This is a genomic window from Dechloromonas sp. A34 (assembly GCF_026261605.1).
Taxonomy (GTDB): Bacteria; Pseudomonadota; Gammaproteobacteria; order Burkholderiales; family Rhodocyclaceae; genus Azonexus.
On sequence record NZ_CP102486.1, the window covers coordinates 1,663,671 to 1,682,282 of the forward strand.

An 18,612-nucleotide genomic window follows, 5' to 3' on the forward strand; every position below is an offset into this window, starting at 1 on the left:
GGGGCCTGATTTTGCATCCATCTACTGCGTTAATCGCCTGGCTGGCCGCCGTGTTGGCCATGCAGTTTGTCGGCTATGTCGGACTCGCGATCATGGCGCTTGTCGTTATGTTTTCGCCGTTCTCGGTAACCCGTTCCTGGTGTTTCAATATTTATCGCGCTCGCTGGCTGCTGTTCACCCTTTGGTTGATCCTCTCGTACAACACGCCGGGTGAGGCCGTGATGGGGGCGCTCTGGGCACCGACCTACGAAGGTGTCGCCGACGCCAATCTGCAGGCGGCACGTCTGGTGCTGATGCTGGGCTTTCTGGCGTGGCTCTCCGTTCGCCTCGGTCGCGACGGGCTGGTCAGCGCGCTGTGGGGAGTTTTGCAGCCCTTGCAGGTGCTGGGTGTCGATACCCGGCGACTGGTTATCCGGCTCTCGCTGGTCCTGGCCAATCTGCAAACGCCCCAAGAAAAAGGCAGCTGGCGGCGGATGATGGCGGCCGATGCACCGCTTAGGGACGGTCCGAACATGGTGCATGTCGTCTTGCCGCAGTGGGCCACTATCGACTCCTTGATCGTCGGGGTGGCCACTACGTTCCTGATTGGAGCTATCGTTCTGTGAGAATAGCCTTGGGTGTCGAGTACTGCGGTAGCACATTTCATGGCTGGCAGAGTCAGCCGCAGGGCAATACCGTGCAGGATGTCCTTGAATCGGCCTTGCATGCAATTGCCGGTCAGCCGATCGGCGTGATTTGTGCCGGGCGGACCGATGCCGGCGTCCATGCCAGTCACCAGGTCGTCCATTTCGATGCCCCGGTCGAGCGTCCCTTGACGGCCTGGGTACGCGGCGTCAATTCGAATCTGCCGGAAGGTGTCGCCGTGCGTTGGGTGCAGCCGGTCGGCGACGAGTTCCATGCCCGCTTCAGCGCGCGTGGCCGGCGCTATCGCTACCTGCTTCTCAACCGGCCGCAGCGTCTGGGGCTGTGGCATGGTCGGGCCGGCTGGTTCCATTTGCCACTCGATCTGACCGCCATGCAGGCGGCGGCGGCGCGCCTGCCCGGGGAGCACAATTTCTCGGCTTTCCGTGCCGCCGGCTGTCAGGCCAAGACGCCGGTCAAGACAATGTGGCGGGCCGAAATCCGGCAGCAGGGCAATCTGATCGTCTTCGATTTCGAGGCCAGCGCTTTCTTGCATCACATGGTGCGCAATCTGGTCGGTAGCCTGGTCTACATCGGCAAGGGGGCGCAGGCCCCGGGCTGGATCGACGAGTTGCTGCAGGCCCGGGATCGCAAACTGGCGGCGCCGACCTTTTCGCCGGACGGCCTCTATTTTCGCGGGCCGATCTACGAAGCGCACTGGGGTTTGCCCGACCCGGACGACGATTTTCTCGATGGGGTGTTGAAGTGACCAGAATTAAGATCTGCGGCCTGACCCGCGAAGCTGATGTCGATGCTGCCGTGGCGGCCGGGGCCGACGCAATCGGTTTCGTCTTCTATCCGCCCAGCCCGCGCTATGTGACACCGCAGCGGGCGGCCGAACTGGCACAGCGGATTCCGCCGTTCGTGGACGTCGTCGGGCTGTTCGTGAACGAGTCACCGGAAAGCGTGATGGCGGCCTGTGCAACCTTGCCGCTTAACGTTCTGCAGTTTCATGGCGATGAGGATGCCGCCTATTGCCGGCAGTTTGCGCGCCCCTATCTGCGGGCGGCACGGGTGAGGCCGGGTTTCGATCTGGTAGAATTCGCCCGCTCGTTTCCGGACGCCCGGGGGCTGTTGCTCGATGCCTTTGTCGAGGGTTACGGCGGCGGTGGCCATGTCTTCGACTGGACGCTAATTCCACCCGGATTGCCCGGCTATCTGGTGCTCTCCGGTGGACTGAACGCGGACAATGTTGGTGCGGCAATCAAGCAGGTCCGACCGGTTGCGGTCGACGTTTCTTCCGGTGTCGAAATGGGCAAGGGCATCAAGGATCACTCGAAAATCGCTGCCTTCGTGGCGGCCGTACGGAAAGCCGATGAGTCAATATAACTTCCCCGACGCCAAGGGCCATTTTGGTCCCTACGGTGGTGTCTTCGTCGCCGAGACGCTGTTCGGCGCGCTTGATGAACTGAAGGCCGCCTATGCCGCCGCGCAGGCTGACCCGGCCTTTCGCGCCGAGTACGACTACGAGCTCAAGCATTTCGTTGGTCGTCCGTCGCCGATCTATCACGCCAAGCGCTGGTCCGACCTGCTCGGCGGCGCCCAGATTTACCTGAAGCGTGAAGACCTCAACCACACCGGCGCCCACAAGGTAAACAACTGCATCGGCCAGGCCATGCTCGCCAAGCGCATGGGCAAACCGCGCGTTATCGCCGAAACCGGCGCCGGCCAGCACGGCGTGGCGACGGCAACAGTCGCCGCCCGCTACGGCATGGAATGCGTGGTCTACATGGGCAGCGAAGACGTCCGCCGTCAGGCCGCCAACGTCTATCGCATGAAGCTGCTCGGCGCCACCGTCATACCGGTCGAGTCCGGCTCGAAGACGCTGAAGGATGCACTCAACGAGGCGATGCGCGACTGGGTGACCAACATCCACAACACCTTCTACATCATCGGCACGGTGGCCGGGCCGCATCCCTACCCGATGCTGGTCCGTGATTTCCAGAAGATCATCGGCGAGGAATGCCTGACCCAGATGCCGGAAATGGCCGGTCGCCAGCCGGATGCGGTGATTGCCGCAGTCGGCGGCGGTTCCAACGCGATGGGTATCTTCTACCCCTACATCAACGTCGAGGGCGTCCGCCTTATCGGCGTCGAGGCGGCGGGCGAGGGCATCGCGACTGGCCATCACGCCGCCTCGCTGACCGCCGGCGTGCCTGGCGTGCTGCACGGCAACCGCACCTATCTGCTGCAGGATGAAGACGGTCAGATCATCGAAACCCATTCGATCTCAGCCGGCCTGGACTATCCGGGCGTCGGTCCGGAACACGCCTGGCTGAAGGATCTCGGTCGTGCCGAATACGTGCCGATCAACGATGCTGAAGCGCTCGAGGCCTTTCATAACCTGTGCCGCCTCGAAGGCATCATCCCGGCGCTCGAATCCAGTCATGCGCTGGCCTACGCCGCCAAACTGGCGCCGACGCTGGCCAAGGACAAGATTCTGCTGGTTAACCTCTCCGGCCGGGGTGACAAGGACATGCATACCGTGGCCGAAAAATCCGGGATCGTCTTCTGATGTCGCGCATTCAAACCGCTTTCCAGCGCCTCCAGGGCGAAGGCCGCAAGGCGCTGATTCCCTTCATCACCGCCGGCGACCCAGATGCCGACCTGACGGTCCCGCTGATGCAGGCGCTGGTCGCGGCCGGGCCGACGTCATCGAGCTCGGCGTGCCGTTTTCCGACCCGATGGCCGACGGCCCCACCATTCAGCGCGCTTCCGAGCGTGCATTGGCGCGCGGCATGACGCTGCGCAAGGTGTTGCAACTGGTCTCCCGCTTCCGCACGCTCGACGACAAGACGCCCGTGGTCCTCATGGGCTACGCCAATCCGATCGAGGCCATGGGCCTGGAACGCTTTGCCGAGAAGGCTGCGCAGTCGGGGGTCGATGGCGTGCTGGTCGTCGACTATCCGCCGGAAGAGGCGGAAAGCTTTGGGGCAGCGATGAAGGCGCACGGCATGGATCCAATTTTCCTGCTCGCCCCGACTTCGACCGCCGAGCGCATTGAGCAGGTTGCGGCTATCGCCAGCGGCTACGTCTATTACGTTTCGCTGGCCGGGGTGACCGGTTCCGGCGCCTTGAATGTTGAGGCGGTCGCCGAGCGTCTGCCGTTGATCCGCGAAAAGACTGGCCTGCCGGTCGGTGTCGGCTTTGGTATTCGCGATGCCGCGACGGCGTCACGGATCGCCGCCTTTGCCGATGCGGTGGTGGTCGGTAGCCGGATTATTGAAGAAATTGAAAAATCCACGGTCGAAACCGCCTGTGCCAATGTTAAGGCTCTGGTTGCGGATATTCGTCGTGGGGTGGATGAGGTAAGAAAATGAGTTGGTTGACCAAACTGCTGCCCCCAAGATCAAGCGTGAACAGGGTGTCCAGCGCCGCGGCGCGTTGCCCGAAGGCCTGTGGAGCAAATGCCCGTCCTGCGAGGCGGTGCTCTATGCCACCGACCTCGAGAACAACCTCCAGGTCTGTCCCAAGTGCGGCCACCACAATCGTCTGAATTCTCGTCAGCGGCTCGATCTGCTGCTCGATGCCGAGGGCCGTTTCGAGATCGGGGCCGAAGTGCTGCCGGTCGATAGCCTGAAGTTTAAGGACAGCAAACGCTACCCGGATCGCCTTATGGAAGCCAACCAGTCGAGCGGTGAAAGCGATTCGCTGGTCGTCCTGCAAGGGGCAATCAAGACCATGCCGGTGGTGGCGGCGGCCTTCGAGTTCGACTTCATGGGCGGCTCAATGGGCTCGGTGCTCGGCGAACGTTTTGTGCGGGGCGTCGATGCGGCGATCGAGCAGAAAATGCCTTTCATCTGCATCACCGCTTCCGGCGGCGCGCGCATGCAGGAAGGACTGTTCTCCCTGATGCAGATGGCGAAGACGACGGCATCACTGACCAAGCTGTCAGCTGCCGGCCTGCCCTTCATCTCGATCCTCACCGATCCGACCATGGGCGGCGTCTCCGCCTCCTTCGCCTTCGTCGGCGACGTGGTGATCGCCGAGCCCAAGGCCCTGATCGGCTTTGCCGGTCCGCGCGTTATCGAGCAGACCGTGCGCGAGACCTTGCCGGAAGGCTTCCAGCGCTCCGAATTCATCATGGAGAAAGGCGCCATCGACATGATCGTCGATCGTCGCCAACTGCGCGACCAGGTGGCCCGCGTGCTGGCCCTGCTGCAAAAACTGCCGGCCGCAGCTTGAGGTCTCTCGAAGACTGGCTGACCCACCTCGAGGGCCTGCATCCGAAGGGTCAGGCCGGTATCGAGTTGGGCCTCGATCGGATCCGCAAGGTCAAGACAGCGCTGGGCCAGGTCCAGCATTGCCCGGTGATCGTCGTCGGTGGTACCAATGGCAAGGGCTCGACCTGTGCCTATCTGGAAAGCATCATCGGCCATGCCGGCTACAAGGTCGGCTGCTACACCTCGCCGCACCTGCTGGCTTACAACGAACGCGTCCGGCTCAATGGCCGCCCGGTCGACGATGCCGCCCTGTGCGCGGCTTTCGCCCGGGTCGAGGCGGCGCGCCAGCAGGCCGGCGATATCGCACTGACCTACTTCGAATTCGGCACGCTGGCCGCCTGGGAGGTGTTCTCCGCCACCGGGGTCGAGGCGGCCATCCTCGAGGTCGGACTGGGCGGACGGCTGGATGCGGTCAATGCCTATGAGCCGGACGTAGCCATCGTCACCACGGTGGCGCTCGATCACACCGACTGGCTGGGAGCCGATCGCGAGAGCATCGGCTTCGAGAAGGCAGGCATTTTCCGGACGGGGCGGCCGGCCCTGTGTGCCGACCCGAATCCGCCGCAGCGCTTGCTCGACCACGCCGCTGCCATTGGCGCCGATCTGCGCCTGATCGGTCGCGATTTCGGCTTCGAACGGCCGGCCGCGGAAACCGGCGAGAACCGCCTGCAATGGCGCTGGTGGTGCCGTTCCGGCGACAAACTGATCAAGCGCGCCCTGGCCTATCCCGGCCTGCGCGGACCGACCCAGCTCTACAATGCGGCTGTCGCCCTAGCTGCGCTCGAAGCGCTCGGCGATCGTTTGCCGGTGACTATGCAGGCGATTCGCCCGGGGCTGATCGAGACCGAACTGGCCGGGCGTTTCCAGGTCGTTCCGGGCAAGCCGGCCATCGTGCTCGATGTCGGCCACAACCCGCAGGCGATCAAGGTGCTGGCCGACAACCTGTCGGGTATGGGCTTTTTCGATCGCACCTACGCCGTGGTCGGCATGTTGAACGACAAAGATATCGTGGGCGCGCTGTTGCCGATGAAGGGCAAAATCGATTTCTGGCATGTCGCTACCTTGAGCGGTCCGCGCGGGACATCGGCGGATTTCCTGGCCTCCGTTATCACCAGCGCCGGCCTGGGCGGCGAGATCATCTGCCATGCTTCGCCGGCGGCCGCCATGCAGGCAGCCAAGGGGGCGGCTGCCGAAAGTGATAGAATCCTGGCCTTTGGTTCGTTCTACACGGTGGCCGGAGCGCTCGAAACGCTGCGGAAGAAGCCCTAGTTTATGGAAGACAACGACGCCCAGTTGCAACTCAAGAAGCGCGCTCGCCGCCGGCTGGTGGGGGCGGTCGCCTTCGTTTCCGTGGTCGCCGTCGTGCTGCCTACGGTGATGGATCACGAGCCGCGCCAAGCGGTTCAGGATGTCGAAATCCGCATTCCGGGCCAGGACGAAAAACCGTTTGCCCCCAAGTTTGCTGTTTCACCGGTCGAGAAGTCGGTCGAAAAGCCGGCCGACGCGGCCGTCGCCAAACCGGCAGCGGATGTATCGGAAGCCAAACCGGTCGCTCAGCCGACGGCGCGGGTTGCCGAGCCGACCAAGGATAAGCCGGCCGACAAGCCCGTCGTTAAATCTGAAAAGACACCCGAAAAGCCTGCTCCCAAGCCGGCCGACAAAGCCGCGGAAAAGCCGGTGGCCAAGGAGGGGGATGCCAAACGGGCCGCCGCCATCCTCGCCGGGCAAGCCGCCGAGGCCAAGCCAGCCGCGAAATCCGGCGAATTTTTGGTGCTGATTGGGGCATTTTCCAACGAAGCCAATGTCAAAAACCTGAAGGCCAAGTTGAGCGAGCAGGGTATCAAGACGTTTAGCGAGCCGCTCGATACGCCGCAAGGCAAGAAAACCCGGGTCCGGGCCGGACCTTTTGCCAGCCGCGAGGCGGCCGACAAGGCCTTGGAAAAAATGCAGCGGATTGGCGTCTCCGGGGTTGTGTCGGCAAAGTAATGACGGTTTTTGATTATGTCGTGATCGGTGTCGTCGGCGTGTCTTTGCTCTTCGGGCTGTGGCGGGGTGTCGTTGGCGAGATCATCGCCTTGCTCGCCTGGTTGCTCGGGGTGTTGGCAGCCATCGAGTTCGGCGGTCAGGTCGGGCAGATGCTGTTCCCGGGAATTGGCGACCCCTCGGTGCGCATGCTGGCCGGTTGTGTAACGATATTTGTCGGCGTGCTGGTCATTATGGCGCTGATCGGTCTGGTGGTTCGGCGGATGGTCAAGGCCCTTGGCCTGAGTATCTCGGACCGCCTGTTGGGTATGGTATTTGGCTTGGTGCGCGGGGTTCTCGTCATCATGGTGCTGGTCGCGTTGGGTGGCATGACGGCGGCCCCGAAGCAGCCTTGGTGGCGGGATGCAACGCTCGCACCGCCGTTGGAAACAGCAGTTCTGGTCGCCAAGCAATGGCTGCCGGGCGATTTGGCAAAACGAATTCGATTCAGCTAGGCAGGAAAAGACTATGTGCGGGATTCTCGGTGTAGTGGCGACATCTCCGGTTAACCAGTTGCTTTATGACGGCCTGATGGTGCTCCAGCATCGTGGTCAGGATGCGGCCGGGATCGCAACGGCCGAAGGTAATACCTTCAATTTGCATAAGGGGCCCGGTCTGGTGCGCGATGTCTTCCGCACCCGCAACATGCGCGCGCTGCCCGGCAACTGGGGGATCGGCCATGTCCGCTACCCGACCGCCGGCTCGGCCTACAACTTCGCTGAAGCCCAGCCGTTCTATGTTAATTCGCCGTTCGGCATCGTCCTCGGCCACAATGGCAATCTGACCAATGCCGAGCAGTTGAAGGGCGAGATGTTTCGCCTGGACCGCCGCCACATCAACACCAATTCCGACTCCGAAGTCCTGCTCAACGTGCTGGCCCACGAACTGCAGTCGGCTTCGCATGGCTACGAACTCGATGTGGACAGTATCTTTCAGGCGGTAGCCGGCGTGCACCGCCGCTGCCGCGGCGCCTATGCCGTGGTCGCACTGATTGCCGGCTACGGTCTGCTTGCCTTCCGTGATCCGAACGGCATTCGCCCGCTGGTCTATGGCAAGAACGAAACGCCGGAGGGTACTGAATACCTGGTTTCCTCGGAGTCCGTGGCGCTCGATACCCTGGGCTTTGAAATGGTTCGTGACGTCGAGCCCGGCGAGGCGGTTTTCGTCAGCCTGGATCACCAGCTTTACAGCCGCCAGTGTGCCCAGCAGCCGACCTACGCACCCTGTATTTTCGAGTATGTCTATCTGGCCCGTCCGGATTCCGTGATCGATGGTGTTTCCGTCTACGAAGCCCGTCTGGCGATGGGCGAGTTTCTCGCCGAGAAGGTCAAGAAAAACATTCCGGTCGACGAGATCGATGTCGTGATCCCGATTCCCGACTCCAGCCGTCCTTCGGCCATGCAACTGGCCCAGGTGCTCGGCATCCCGTTCCGCGAAGGCTTCGTCAAAAACCGCTATGTCGGCCGTACCTTCATCATGCCCGGCCAGTCGATGCGCCGGAAATCGGTGCGCCAGAAGCTCAACACGGTCGGCCAGGAATTCAAGGGCAAGCGCGTGTTGCTGGTTGACGACTCCATCGTGCGTGGAACGACCAGCCGCGAGATTGTCGAAATGGCCCGCGCCGCCGGTGCGGTCAAGGTCTATTTCGCTTCCGCAGCGCCACCGGTGCGTTTCCCCAATGTGTACGGCATCGACATGCCGACCCGGGCAGAACTGATCGCCACCGGGCGCAGCGATGCCGGCATCGCCGAGGAAATCGGCGCCGATGCGCTGGTCTATCAGGATCTCGACGCCCTCAAGCAGTCCGTGACCTCGATCCGCGCCGATCTGACGGTATTTGACGCTTCCTGTTTCGATGGCTGCTACATTACCGGCGACATCGACGAGTATTACCTCGATGCCGTCGAGGGCAAGCGCGGCGGCAAGGCCGGCAAGAGCGACGAAGACGGCGACGGCAAGGCCTCGCAACAACTGGTGCTGCAACTGGCTTCCGAGGCGCAGGACTGATGGAAGAGTTCGACCAAGCGCGGCCCGACTATCGCCTGGAGACGCTGGCCGTTCGTGCCGGGCAGGAGCGCAGCCAGTTCGGCGAGCATTCCGAAGCCCTGTACCTGACCTCCAGCTTCGTTTTCAAGAGCGCCGCGCAGGCAGCCAAGCGTTTCTCCGGTGAGGAGGAGGGTAACGTCTACGCCCGCTTCTCCAACCCGACCGTGACCATGTTCGAGGAACGCCTCGCCGCGCTGGAAGGCGCCGAGGATTGTGTCGCCACGGCCAGCGGCATGGCAGCGATCATGGCGCTTTGTCTAGCCCATCTGAAGCAGGGCGATCACATCGTCGCTTCGAACAGCCTGTTCGGCGCCACCGTGCAGTTGTTCAACAATATCCTGTCGCGTACCGGCATCACGACGACCTTTGTTTCCCATACCGACCCCTCGGCCTGGGAAGCGGCGATCCGTCCCGAAACCAAACTCTTCTTCCTCGAGACGCCGTCCAATCCGCTGACCGAAATCGCCGATATCCGGACCTTGAGCGCCATCGCCCATGCCCGGGGCATCCTGGTCGCGGTCGACAACTGTTTCTGTTCGCCCATCCTGCAACGCCCGCTCGAGTTGGGCGCCGACCTGGTCGTCCATTCGGCCACCAAGTACCTCGACGGTCAGGGCCGCGTGCTGGGCGGCGCGGTCTGCGGCCCGAAGCAGCTGACCGAAGAAGTTTTCAAGTACCTGCGCACCGCCGGCCCGACCCTGTCGGCCTTCAATGCCTGGGTGCTGCTCAAGGGCCTGGAAACGCTGAAGATCCGGATCGAAGCGCAGGCAGCCAATGCGGCAAGACTGGCGAGCTGGCTCGAAGCGCATCCCAAGGTGGCGCGCGTCTTCTATCCGGGATTGCCCTCGCATCCGCAATATGAGCTCGCCAAGACCCAGCAGAAGAGCGGCGGCGCGATCGTCTCCTTCGAAGTCAAGGGCGCTCGCGACCAAGCCTGGCAGGTCGTCGACAACTGCCGTCTGCTATCCATTACCGCCAATCTCGGCGATACCAAGACCACCATTACCCACCCCGCCTCCACCACGCATGGCCGCATCTCTCCCGAAGCCCGGGCTGCGGCCGGCATCAGCGAGGGTCTGCTGCGCATCGCAGTCGGCCTCGAAGCGGTGGAGGATCTTCAGGCCGATCTCGAACGCGGCCTTTCCTTGATTTGAAGCTGTAGTTTCATTGCAGAGGCGCAGGGAATCGATTTCCTCCGCGCACTTCGCCCTCGTCGCAACGCTGCGGCGAGGACTTTCTGAAAGACTCCCATGCAATTCACCGATCTCGGCCTCAAGGCCGAACTCCTGCGCGCCGTCAGCGAGCAGGGCTACGACACGCCGACCCCGATCCAGCAAAAGGCGATTCCCGCCGTGATGGCCGGCCATGACCTGATGGCTTCGGCGCAGACCGGCACCGGCAAGACCGCTGGTTTCACGCTACCCATCCTGCATCGGCTGTGTAGCGGTCCGAACGACCGCCTGACCCGCGTTGCCAAGACGCCGCGCGTCCTGGTCCTGACCCCGACCCGCGAACTGGCCATCCAGGTCGAGGAGAGCGTCCGTACCTACGGCAAGCATCTACCGATCAACTCGCTGGCCGTCTTCGGCGGCGTCGGCATCAACCCGCAGATCGCTAACCTGCGGCGTGGTGTCGATGTCCTGGTGGCGACGCCGGGTCGCCTGCTCGACCATGTCCAGCAGCGCACGGTAGATCTCTCGAAAATCGAGATCTTCGTCCTCGACGAAGCTGACCGCATGCTCGACATGGGTTTCATCCGCGACATCCGCAAGATCATCGCACTGCTGCCCAAACAGCGGCAGAACCTGATGTTCTCGGCCACCTTCTCGCCGGATATCCGCGAACTGGCCAGCGGCCTGCTCAACAATCCGGTTTCGGTCGATGTCGCCACCCGCAACACGGCAGCCGAAACCGTCACCCAGCGTGTCATCGAAACCAATCGCGAGCAGAAGAAAGAATTGCTCTGCCACCTCTTCGCGACGCGCGGCTGGCATCAGGTCCTGGTCTTCGCCCGCACCAAGCATGGCGCCGACGCCTTGGCCAAGACGCTGGAAAAATCCGGCATCAAGTCGGCGGCCCTGCATGGCGACAAATCGCAGGGGGCTCGCACCCGGGCGCTGACCGATTTCAAGGACGGCAAGCTGGTCGCGCTGGTCGCCACCGACATCGCGGCGCGTGGGCTGGATATCGATGCCTTGCCCTTTGTGATCAATTTCGAACTGCCCAATATCGCCGAAGACTATGTGCACCGTATCGGCCGCACCGGCCGGGCCGGCATGGAAGGCGAGGCGATCTCGCTGGTCTGCCACGACGAGCGCGGTAGCCTGCGCGACATCGAACGGCTGATCAAGCGCGATCTGGAGCGCGAAGTCGTCGCCGGTTTCGAACCCTCGGCCCATGCCGCACCGCGTCCGGTCCAGCCGCCGCGCGGTGCCCGCAAGCCGCAACAGCCGGGGCGGCCACAGGGACAGAAAGCGCCGCAAAAGCCGGGCGGGCCGCAGCAGCATCGCAGTGGCGCCCGCCATCGCTAATTGAATCGTGGTTCACGCACCTCACGGGTTCTTCCCGCGGGGTGCGCCAGCAGAAACCAAAAATTAGCTCCCAATCGCCAGAGTGCTGGCTTGTCGCGCCTCTAAAAAACGTCTACTGTGTAAACTGTTGCCATAATTTCATACTGTTAGCGCAGTTTCTTAAGGTTTTTTGGAGGTTGGGATGCCCCCCCCGCAGAAAGTCCGTCTCGGAGATTTGCTGATCCAGCAAGGTTTGCTGACCGACGAGCAGCTCAAGCTGTCGCTCGATGAGCAGAAGCGTACCGGGCGCAAACTCGGGCGGGTTTTCGTCGAAAGCGGCTATGTCACGGAAGAGGGTATCTCGCAGGCGCTGGCCCGGCAGTTGCGCATCCCCTTCATCGACCTCAAGAGCTTCACCCCCAAACCCGAGCTGATCAAGCTCCTGCCGGAAGCGCCGGCCCGCCGTTTCCGGGCGCTGGTCCTCGATCGGTTGCCGGATGGTCGCCTGCAGGTCGGCATGTCCGATCCGACCGACCTTCAGGCTTATGACGAGATCAGCCGCCTGGTGAAATGCGAGATCGATCTCGCCGTGCTCACCGAAAGCCAGTTGCTGGCCATGGTCGACCGGGTCTATCACCGTGGCGAGCAGATCACCGGGTTGGCCAAGGAACTGACCGCCGAACTCGGCGATATTCCCATCGAATTCGGCGATCTGCTCGGCCTGACGCCGGGTGCTGAGGATGCGCCGGTCGTCAAGTTGCTGCAGACCGTGTTCGAAGAAGCGATGCGCCTGCGCGCCTCGGACATTCACTTCGAACCGCAGGAAAAAGGCTTGCGCATCCGCTTCCGCATCGACGGTGTGCTGCATATCCAGACCGAGGCCGATGCCAAGATCGCCTCCGCCGTTGCGCTGCGCCTGAAGCTGATGTCCGGTCTCGACATCTCGGAAAAACGCCTGCCCCAGGATGGCCGCTTCAACATCAAGGTCCGCACCAGTCCGGTCGATGTCCGGATCTCGACGCTGCCGACCCAGTATGGCGAGTCGGTCGTCATGCGCTTGCTCAACCAGAATACCGGACTGCTCGGGCTGGACAAGACGGGCATGCCAGAACGCGTGCTCGAGCGCTTCCGCCATTCGCTGAAGCGGCCGAGCGGCATGGTGCTGGTTACCGGGCCGACCGGTTCCGGCAAGACGACGACGCTTTACGCCGCGCTCAACGAACTGAACAGCCCGGAAAAGAAGGTCATTACCGTCGAGGACCCGGTCGAGTACCGCCTTCCCGGCCTGAATCAGGTCCAGGTCCATGAAAAGATCGACCTCTCGTTTTCGCGCGTGCTGCGCACCGTGCTGCGGCAGGATCCGGACATCGTGCTGATCGGCGAAATGCGCGACCAGGAGACCGCCGAGATCGGCATGCGGGCCGCGATGACCGGTCACCTTGTGCTCTCCACCCTGCATACCAACGACGCGATTTCAACGCCGATCCGCCTGCTCGACATGGGCGTTCCTCGCTACATGGTGGCCCTGTCGGTGCATATGGTCATTGCCCAGCGGCTGGTTCGCGTGATCTGCGCCAACTGTCGCGAAGCTCACGTCCCGACGCCGGCCGAACATGAGTGGCTGCGTTACGAACTGGGCGCCGAGGTCGATCGGCACACCTACCAGCACGGTCGCGGTTGTGCCCATTGCGGCAACAACGGCTATCAGGGGCGGACCGGCGTCTATGAGTTTCTCGAAATGAACGATGCCGTGGTCGAGGCCATCAATCATGACGATCCCGGTGAGTTCATGCGTGTCGCCCGCCAGCAGATGGCTGGCGACACACTGCGCCGCGATGCCGTGCGCCTGGTCCTGGCCGGGACGACGACCGTTGCCGAAGCCATGCGCATCAGCAATCAGTACGAGGAATAAGGGCGCGTGGCCAATTTCGCCTACACCGGCCGCGATGCCGGCGGCAAACTGATCGAAGGGGTGGTCGACGGCACCTCGGCCGGCGGTGTGGCAGACATCCTGCAGGGGCGCGGCGTCACGCCGCTGAGCATCAAGGAAACGCGGGCCGGCCGGTCGGCCGATATCAACCTGAACCTGTCGTTCTTCAAGCCCAAGGTCGAGCATGTCGATGTGCTGCTCTTCTCGCGGCAGATCCATACCCTGCTCAAGGCCGGCGTGCCGATCATGCGCGCCTTGGGTGGCCTGCAGGATTCAGCGACCAACCCGGCAATGAAGGCGGTGATCGCCGACGTCAAGGAGAGCCTGGAGGCCGGGCGCGAACTGTCGGTCTCGCTGGCCCGCCATCCCAAGGTCTTCGGCTCCTTCTACATCTCGATGGTGCGGGTCGGCGAAGCGACTGGCCTGCTCGACGAAATCTTCCTGCGCCTCTTCGACCACATGGAGTTCGAGCGCTACATGCGCGAACAGGTCAAGTCGGCCCTGCGCTACCCGATGTTCGTCGTGCTCGCCATGGCGGCCGCCATCGTCGTCGTCAATCTGTTCGTGATCCCGGCCTTTGCCAAGGTCTTTGCCGGTTTCGGCGCGGAGTTGCCGCTGATGACGCGCATTTTGCTCGGCTTCTCCAACTTCATGATCACTTGGTGGTCGGCCATGCTGGTCGGCCTGGTCGTTGCCATCTTTGCCTTCCGCGCCTGGGTCGGTACCCGGAGCGGGCAAATGCAATGGGAAGCCTTGACCCTGCGTTTCCCGATCGCCGGGAAAATCGTCAGCAAGGCCGCCATGGCCCGTTTTTCCCGCAGTTTCGCCTTGAGCATGCGGAGCGGGGTGCCGGTCATGCAGGCCCTGACCAATGCGGCGCAGACCGTAGACAACAGCTACATCGCGGCCAAGATCGAGAGCATGCGCGATACGGTCGAACGCGGCGAAAGCGTGCTGCGTGCCGCCATTGCCTCGCGCTTTTTTACGCCAGTGGTGCTGCAGATGATCTCGGTCGGCGAAGAGTCGGGCGCGCTCGACGACATGCTGGATGAAGTCGGCCAGATGTATCAGCGTGAAGTCGAGTATGAATTGAAGACCCTGGGCCAGCAGATCGAACCGATCCTGATCGTCTGCCTGGGTGCCCTGGTGCTGGTGCTCGCACTCGGCATCTTCCTGCCGATGTGGGACCTCGGCAAGGTAGCGGTCAAGCGATGAGATGGCGATGCGACGTTATTACGAATTCGCCGTGGTCGTCATTCTGCTCAGCATCCTGGCCTTGCTCCTGATGCAATCCCTGGGGCGGACCAGGAGCGATATGGAGGAAGCAGGTGTCCAGGTCGAGGCGGCGGTAATGCGGACTGAATTGATGGAGGTGCTGGCGCATCGGGAAACCTTTGGCGGGGTGTTACCGGCGACCGACAACCCGGTCGAATGGGTCACCAGCAAGCCTAGGAACTATCGGGGGAAGTCGATGAAATACCCGATGAGAAGGCGGTCTGGTATTTCGACCGCCGTGCCGGTGAACTGGTTTATCGCTATGAGGATGGACGGCGGGCGCGTTTTCGCCTGAGCCGGGAAGCGGGACCGAGCACTGCCCGGGGCGTGATTGCCGGTGTCGGGCTGCTCCGAATTGATGATAAGCCGGAATAGGCCTTGAGAAAGAAGGGGTATATGACTAAAGTAACAGGCTTGTCAGCCAATAACGAAAATATGGAAAAACGAGACAAGGCTTTGGGGGGCAACGCCAGTCGGGCTTCACGCTGATCGAACTGATCGTCGTCGTGATCATCCTGGGCATATTGGCCGCCGTCGCCTTGCCGCGCTTCATCAACCTCCAGCGCGATGCTCGCATCGCCAAGCTGCAGGCAGCGCGAGGCAGCGTTTCGGCCGGTTCGGCGCTGGTACATGCCACCACGCTGTCGCGCAGCGGCGTCGCCGATGCCAATAATTGCGTCACCAGCGGCATTGCTGCCAACAACAACAGCGGGGCGACGGGCACCGTCTGTACCGAGAACGGCCTGATCTTCATGGTCTTCGGTTATCCGCAAGTCACCGCCTTCGGTGGCAACCCGGGCATCCTGGCGATGGCCGGCCTGACCGGCATCTACAACCCGACCCAGGCCCAACTCGAGGCCGAGGGCTACACCTACACCGCGACCGGCGGGGTGGCAACCTTCGGGGTCGTCGGCGCGACTGATCCCACAACCTGTTTCTTTACCTATACCCAGCCGGTCGCAGCCAATACCGCCGCAATGATTAGCGGGCTGACTCTTGCCGGGTGCTGATTTTCAAATTGAGGAGCAACAAATGAAAACGATGCAAAAAGGTTTTACGCTGATCGAACTGATCGTCGTGATCGTCATTCTCGGCATCCTGGCCGCAACGGCGTTACCGAAATTTATCGACCTTAGCTCGGACGCGCGGCAGGGTGTATTGAATGCTGTTGGCGCCTCGATGCGGGGTGTGAACACCATGGTCTATGGAAAGGCAGCAGCGCAGGGGAAGTTGGGTCCTGCTGAGACGGTGACGATTAACGGTGCGGCCGTCAGCACCGTCTGTGGCTATCTGGCGACCGGGGCGATGACGGGACAACTTGACCTGAATCCGGCATCGGATTTCACCGTTACCGCGGCGACCGGCGTCGTTGCCCACGCCAAGGCGCCGACAGTGGCCAACTGTAGCGTCACCTATACTCAGCCGCCGCTCTCTGCGACCAGTACGTGCGATGCTGCCAGCATTCCGGCGTATGCCTCTGTTGTCACTGGTTGCTAAACCGCAAGCCAGCCAGCGTGGCCTGGAACCAGGGGGCCGCCTGGCTGTACTGAACCTGTTAAATCCGGGCGCCAGCCCGGGTTTTTCGATGAGTATCGGGAAAATCAAGCCGCGGCGTTGCCGCGGTTTTACCATCGTCGAGCTGATCGTGGTGATCACTATTGCCGGCATCCTGGCGGCTTTTGTCGTTCCCAAGTGGCGGGGCGGTACTGGCTTTGAAGAGCGCGGTTATCGCGATCAGGTAGCCGCCGCCCTGCGCTATGCGCAGAAGTCGGCCATCGCGGCGCGGCGGACGGTATGCGCCAATTTCACGACGACGCCCAGTGTGTTGAGCGTGCAGATTTCAAGCGCCCAGGGGGCGGCCAATTGCGCGGTTGGCGGACCTCTGCTCGGGCCGGATGACCAGAACCTGATACTTGCCGCGACGTCGCCCGCCGCTTTTGCGGCGGCACCGGCCAGTGTGGTCTTCGATGCGGCAGGCCGGCCGAATGCGGCGGCCATCATCAGTTTCGCCGGCCTGCCGGGTACGCTGGATGTGATCGTCGAGGCCGAGACTGGTTATGTCCATTGATATCGCCCTGCGGCAGCGGGGTGTGACGCTCGTCGAACTGATCGTTTTCATCGTCATCGTCAGTGTCGGCGTGGTCGGGCTTATCTCGGTGATTAGTCCGATGGTGCGTACCAGTGCCGACCCGATGGTGACCAAACAGTTGGCCGCCATTGCCGAATCACTGCTCAACGAAGCAATCCACCAGCCTTACACCTGGTGTGATCCGGACGATACGGCGGCGACCACGGCCCAGTCCTACGCCGATTGCGCCAATCCCCAGAATACGCTCAAGGAAGTCCCGGCTGGTGGCGAGGTCCGTGGCGGTACGCCCCCCGGCACCGGCTTGGACAATGTGGCCGACTATGGGAGCGTTGTCGGCGTCAATAACATCGGCGATGCTGCCGGCAACAATGCAATGGCCGGCTATAAAGCCGATATTGTGGTCGCCCATGCCGGAAAGGCGCTGCTCGGGGCGGCAGCTGACGACACGGCGGCCCTCAGCGTCACCGTCACGGTGACCCGCAATGGCGAGACGTTCTCGCTCACTGGCTACCGTTTTCGCTATGCGCCGCGCATCTGATTTTCGCCCCTTGGGCATCGCGCGCGGCTTCACGCTGGTCGAGATGATCATCGCCATCGTCATCACCGGTATCCTGGTGGCCATGGTCTCGATGTTCGGGCGTCGCCAGATCGATTCCTATCTCGATATCGCCAACCGGGCCGAATTGTCCGATGCGGCCGACACCGCCTTGCGCCGCATCTCCCGCGACCTGCAATCGGCCCTGCCGAACAGCCTTCGCAATGATTCCGCCAATTTTCTGGAATTCGTGCCGATCCTGGATGCCGGCCGCTATCGGGCCGATATCGGCGGCGGGGCCGGCGACGACCCGCTGGAATTTGGCAACAACTCCGACGGCAGTTTCGATGTCTTCGGGCCGCCGGTGACGATCGGGGCCGGCGAGCAACTGGTCATCTTCAACCTCGGGCAGGACGGCTCGGATGTCTATGCCGGCACCAGTCGCCGCAGCGCGACAGCGGGTGCCAACCTGACCAAGGTGACTTTCGCCCCGGCCGGAACACAGTTTCCGCTGGCGTCGCCGCAAAACCGCTTCCAGATCGTCGGTACGCCGGTGACCTACGAGTGCGCCGCCGACGTTGCCAATCCAGCCAACGGCCGGCTTGTCCGGCATTGGGGCTACGGTTGGGCGCAGCCGCCGGCCCTTGGCGCCGGTGCACAGTCGGCGGTACTGGTCGGCAATGTCGCAGCCTGTTCGTTCAGCTATGTATCGGGTGTCCTGCAACGTAACGGAATGGTGGTGATCCGCCTGACCCTGACCCGCAACGATGAATCAGTCGACCTGCTGCATCAGGTCGATGTGTTGAATACGCCATGAGACGCTGCGGCCGGACGCTTCCCGATCGACTGCAGCGCGGCGTTTCACTGATCGCGGCAATCTTCCTGCTGCTCCTGATGGCGGGGCTGGCGGCTTTCATGGCCAGCATCCTGATGGCAACGCATGTCAACTTTGCGGCAGACATTGGCGGTTCGCGGGCCTACCAGGCGGCGCGGGCCGGTGTCGAGTGGGGCATGTTCCAGCTCGACTCCAATGCTGCTACGGCCGGCCTGCCCAACTGCCCGGCTTCCCCCGCCAGCATCAATACCATTCCCGGTCATAGCATCGAGGTGACTTGCCAGGCCTTTCCCGACGCTGCGACCTGGTATCAGGAGGGTGGCAAGCGGATTCGGATCTTCAGGCTGGTTTCGACAGCGACCGCCCTTGGCGTTCGGGCTCCAGGAATCGAGCGGCAAGTTGTCGTGACCATCGAGAAATGCCGTGACACAGCAATTACGACAGCGCCCTATGACTGTTAATGCAG

General features: G+C 62.6%; 19 protein-coding genes and 2 pseudogenes. All 21 read left to right on the plus strand.

Annotation, left to right across the window (positions count from 1 at the left end):
* Window positions 1-11: 11 nt before the first annotated feature.
* The 21 genes and pseudogenes from NQE15_RS08425 (at window position 12) to NQE15_RS08525 (ending at window position 18,607) form a co-directional block, all read left to right on the plus strand.
* Window positions 12-605 carry a hypothetical protein gene (locus NQE15_RS08425; protein ID WP_265948408.1) on the plus strand — a complete coding sequence of 198 codons (594 nt, stop codon included), beginning with the start codon at window positions 12-14 and terminating at the stop codon, window positions 603-605.
* Window positions 602-1,390, plus strand: a complete 789-nt coding sequence (gene truA, locus NQE15_RS08430) for a tRNA pseudouridine(38-40) synthase TruA (protein WP_265948410.1) — start codon at window positions 602-604, stop codon at window positions 1,388-1,390. The genes NQE15_RS08425 and truA overlap by 4 nt, the downstream gene beginning before the upstream one ends.
* Window positions 1,387-2,010, plus strand: coding sequence for a phosphoribosylanthranilate isomerase (locus tag NQE15_RS08435; protein WP_265948412.1), 624 nt, complete (start codon window positions 1,387-1,389; stop codon window positions 2,008-2,010). The genes truA and NQE15_RS08435 overlap by 4 nt, the downstream gene beginning before the upstream one ends.
* Complete coding sequence (gene trpB, locus NQE15_RS08440) at window positions 1,997-3,196, plus strand: tryptophan synthase subunit beta (protein ID WP_265948416.1); 1,200 nt, start codon at window positions 1,997-1,999, stop codon at window positions 3,194-3,196. Before NQE15_RS08435 ends, trpB begins: the two co-directional genes overlap by 14 nt.
* A pseudogene (gene trpA, locus NQE15_RS08445) lies at window positions 3,196-4,001 on the plus strand (tryptophan synthase subunit alpha). Before trpB ends, trpA begins: the two are co-directional and overlap by 1 nt.
* Window positions 3,998-4,866: pseudogene (gene accD / locus NQE15_RS08450) on the plus strand (acetyl-CoA carboxylase, carboxyltransferase subunit beta). The pseudogenes trpA and accD overlap by 4 nt, the downstream one beginning before the upstream one ends.
* Window positions 4,863-6,173, plus strand: coding sequence for a bifunctional tetrahydrofolate synthase/dihydrofolate synthase (gene folC / locus NQE15_RS08455; protein ID WP_265948418.1), 1,311 nt, complete (start codon window positions 4,863-4,865; stop codon window positions 6,171-6,173). Before accD ends, folC begins: the two are co-directional and overlap by 4 nt.
* Window positions 6,174-6,176: 3 nt before the next feature.
* Complete coding sequence (locus NQE15_RS08460) at window positions 6,177-6,890, plus strand: SPOR domain-containing protein (protein WP_265948420.1); 714 nt, start codon at window positions 6,177-6,179, stop codon at window positions 6,888-6,890.
* Window positions 6,890-7,381: a CvpA family protein gene (locus tag NQE15_RS08465; RefSeq protein ID WP_265948422.1), complete on the plus strand. Its 492-nt coding sequence runs from the start codon at window positions 6,890-6,892 to the stop codon at window positions 7,379-7,381. The genes NQE15_RS08460 and NQE15_RS08465 overlap by 1 nt, the downstream gene beginning before the upstream one ends.
* A 13-nt stretch (window positions 7,382-7,394) precedes the next feature.
* The gene (gene purF / locus NQE15_RS08470; RefSeq protein ID WP_265948424.1) at window positions 7,395-8,933 is read left to right on the plus strand and encodes an amidophosphoribosyltransferase; all 1,539 of its coding nucleotides are present in this window, start codon (window positions 7,395-7,397) and stop codon (window positions 8,931-8,933) included.
* Complete coding sequence (locus NQE15_RS08475) at window positions 8,933-10,126, plus strand: O-succinylhomoserine sulfhydrylase (RefSeq protein ID WP_265948426.1); 1,194 nt, start codon at window positions 8,933-8,935, stop codon at window positions 10,124-10,126. The genes purF and NQE15_RS08475 overlap by 1 nt, the downstream gene beginning before the upstream one ends.
* A gap of 96 nt (window positions 10,127-10,222) precedes the next feature.
* Complete coding sequence (locus NQE15_RS08480; protein ID WP_265948428.1) at window positions 10,223-11,503, plus strand: DEAD/DEAH box helicase; 1,281 nt, start codon at window positions 10,223-10,225, stop codon at window positions 11,501-11,503.
* A 181-nt stretch (window positions 11,504-11,684) separates the two neighbouring features.
* Window positions 11,685-13,394: a GspE/PulE family protein gene (locus NQE15_RS08485; RefSeq protein ID WP_265948431.1), complete on the plus strand. Its 1,710-nt coding sequence runs from the start codon at window positions 11,685-11,687 to the stop codon at window positions 13,392-13,394.
* 6 nt (window positions 13,395-13,400) lie between these two features.
* Window positions 13,401-14,627: a type II secretion system F family protein gene (locus NQE15_RS08490; protein WP_265948433.1), complete on the plus strand. Its 1,227-nt coding sequence runs from the start codon at window positions 13,401-13,403 to the stop codon at window positions 14,625-14,627.
* A 7-nt stretch (window positions 14,628-14,634) separates the two neighbouring features.
* The gene (locus NQE15_RS08495) at window positions 14,635-14,982 is read left to right on the plus strand and encodes a hypothetical protein (protein WP_265948435.1); all 348 of its coding nucleotides are present in this window, start codon (window positions 14,635-14,637) and stop codon (window positions 14,980-14,982) included.
* A 199-nt stretch (window positions 14,983-15,181) separates the two neighbouring features.
* A complete protein-coding gene (locus NQE15_RS08500; protein WP_265950192.1) occupies window positions 15,182-15,697 on the plus strand; it encodes a type II secretion system protein in 516 nt (171 codons plus the stop codon).
* Between the two features lie 22 nt (window positions 15,698-15,719).
* Complete coding sequence (locus tag NQE15_RS23835) at window positions 15,720-16,184, plus strand: type II secretion system protein (RefSeq protein ID WP_323054959.1); 465 nt, start codon at window positions 15,720-15,722, stop codon at window positions 16,182-16,184.
* An 88-nt stretch (window positions 16,185-16,272) separates the two neighbouring features.
* Window positions 16,273-16,755, plus strand: a complete 483-nt coding sequence (locus NQE15_RS08510; RefSeq protein ID WP_265948437.1) for a pilus assembly FimT family protein — start codon at window positions 16,273-16,275, stop codon at window positions 16,753-16,755.
* Window positions 16,745-17,314 carry a prepilin-type N-terminal cleavage/methylation domain-containing protein gene (locus NQE15_RS08515; protein WP_265948439.1) on the plus strand — a complete coding sequence of 190 codons (570 nt, stop codon included), beginning with the start codon at window positions 16,745-16,747 and terminating at the stop codon, window positions 17,312-17,314. Before NQE15_RS08510 ends, NQE15_RS08515 begins: the two co-directional genes overlap by 11 nt.
* The gene (locus NQE15_RS08520) at window positions 17,298-18,128 is read left to right on the plus strand and encodes a type II secretion system protein (RefSeq protein WP_265948441.1); all 831 of its coding nucleotides are present in this window, start codon (window positions 17,298-17,300) and stop codon (window positions 18,126-18,128) included. The genes NQE15_RS08515 and NQE15_RS08520 overlap by 17 nt, the downstream gene beginning before the upstream one ends.
* On the plus strand, window positions 18,125-18,607 hold the full coding sequence (locus tag NQE15_RS08525) for a hypothetical protein (RefSeq protein WP_265948443.1): 483 nt from the start codon (window positions 18,125-18,127) through the stop codon (window positions 18,605-18,607). The genes NQE15_RS08520 and NQE15_RS08525 overlap by 4 nt, the downstream gene beginning before the upstream one ends.
* Window positions 18,608-18,612: the final 5 nt, after the last annotated feature.

Excerpts from the sequence above, each read along its gene's own strand:
- trpB (WP_265948416.1), top strand. The coding sequence starts at position 1,997 with ATGAGTCAATATAACTTCCCCGACGCCAAGGGCCATTTTGGTCCCTAC.
- NQE15_RS08460 (WP_265948420.1), top strand. The coding sequence starts at position 6,177 with ATGGAAGACAACGACGCCCAGTTGCAACTCAAGAAGCGCGCTCGCCGC.
- NQE15_RS08465 (WP_265948422.1), top strand. The coding sequence starts at position 6,890 with ATGACGGTTTTTGATTATGTCGTGATCGGTGTCGTCGGCGTGTCTTTG.
- purF (WP_265948424.1), top strand. The coding sequence starts at position 7,395 with ATGTGCGGGATTCTCGGTGTAGTGGCGACATCTCCGGTTAACCAGTTG.
- NQE15_RS08475 (WP_265948426.1), top strand. The coding sequence starts at position 8,933 with ATGGAAGAGTTCGACCAAGCGCGGCCCGACTATCGCCTGGAGACGCTG.
- NQE15_RS08480 (WP_265948428.1), top strand. The coding sequence starts at position 10,223 with ATGCAATTCACCGATCTCGGCCTCAAGGCCGAACTCCTGCGCGCCGTC.
- NQE15_RS08485 (WP_265948431.1), top strand. The coding sequence starts at position 11,685 with ATGCCCCCCCCGCAGAAAGTCCGTCTCGGAGATTTGCTGATCCAGCAA.
- NQE15_RS08495 (WP_265948435.1), top strand. The coding sequence starts at position 14,635 with ATGCGACGTTATTACGAATTCGCCGTGGTCGTCATTCTGCTCAGCATC.
- NQE15_RS23835 (WP_323054959.1), top strand. The coding sequence starts at position 15,720 with ATGAAAACGATGCAAAAAGGTTTTACGCTGATCGAACTGATCGTCGTG.
- NQE15_RS08510 (WP_265948437.1), top strand. The coding sequence starts at position 16,273 with ATGAGTATCGGGAAAATCAAGCCGCGGCGTTGCCGCGGTTTTACCATC.
- NQE15_RS08515 (WP_265948439.1), top strand. The coding sequence starts at position 16,745 with ATGTCCATTGATATCGCCCTGCGGCAGCGGGGTGTGACGCTCGTCGAA.
- NQE15_RS08520 (WP_265948441.1), top strand. The coding sequence starts at position 17,298 with ATGCGCCGCGCATCTGATTTTCGCCCCTTGGGCATCGCGCGCGGCTTC.
- NQE15_RS08525 (WP_265948443.1), top strand. The coding sequence starts at position 18,125 with ATGAGACGCTGCGGCCGGACGCTTCCCGATCGACTGCAGCGCGGCGTT.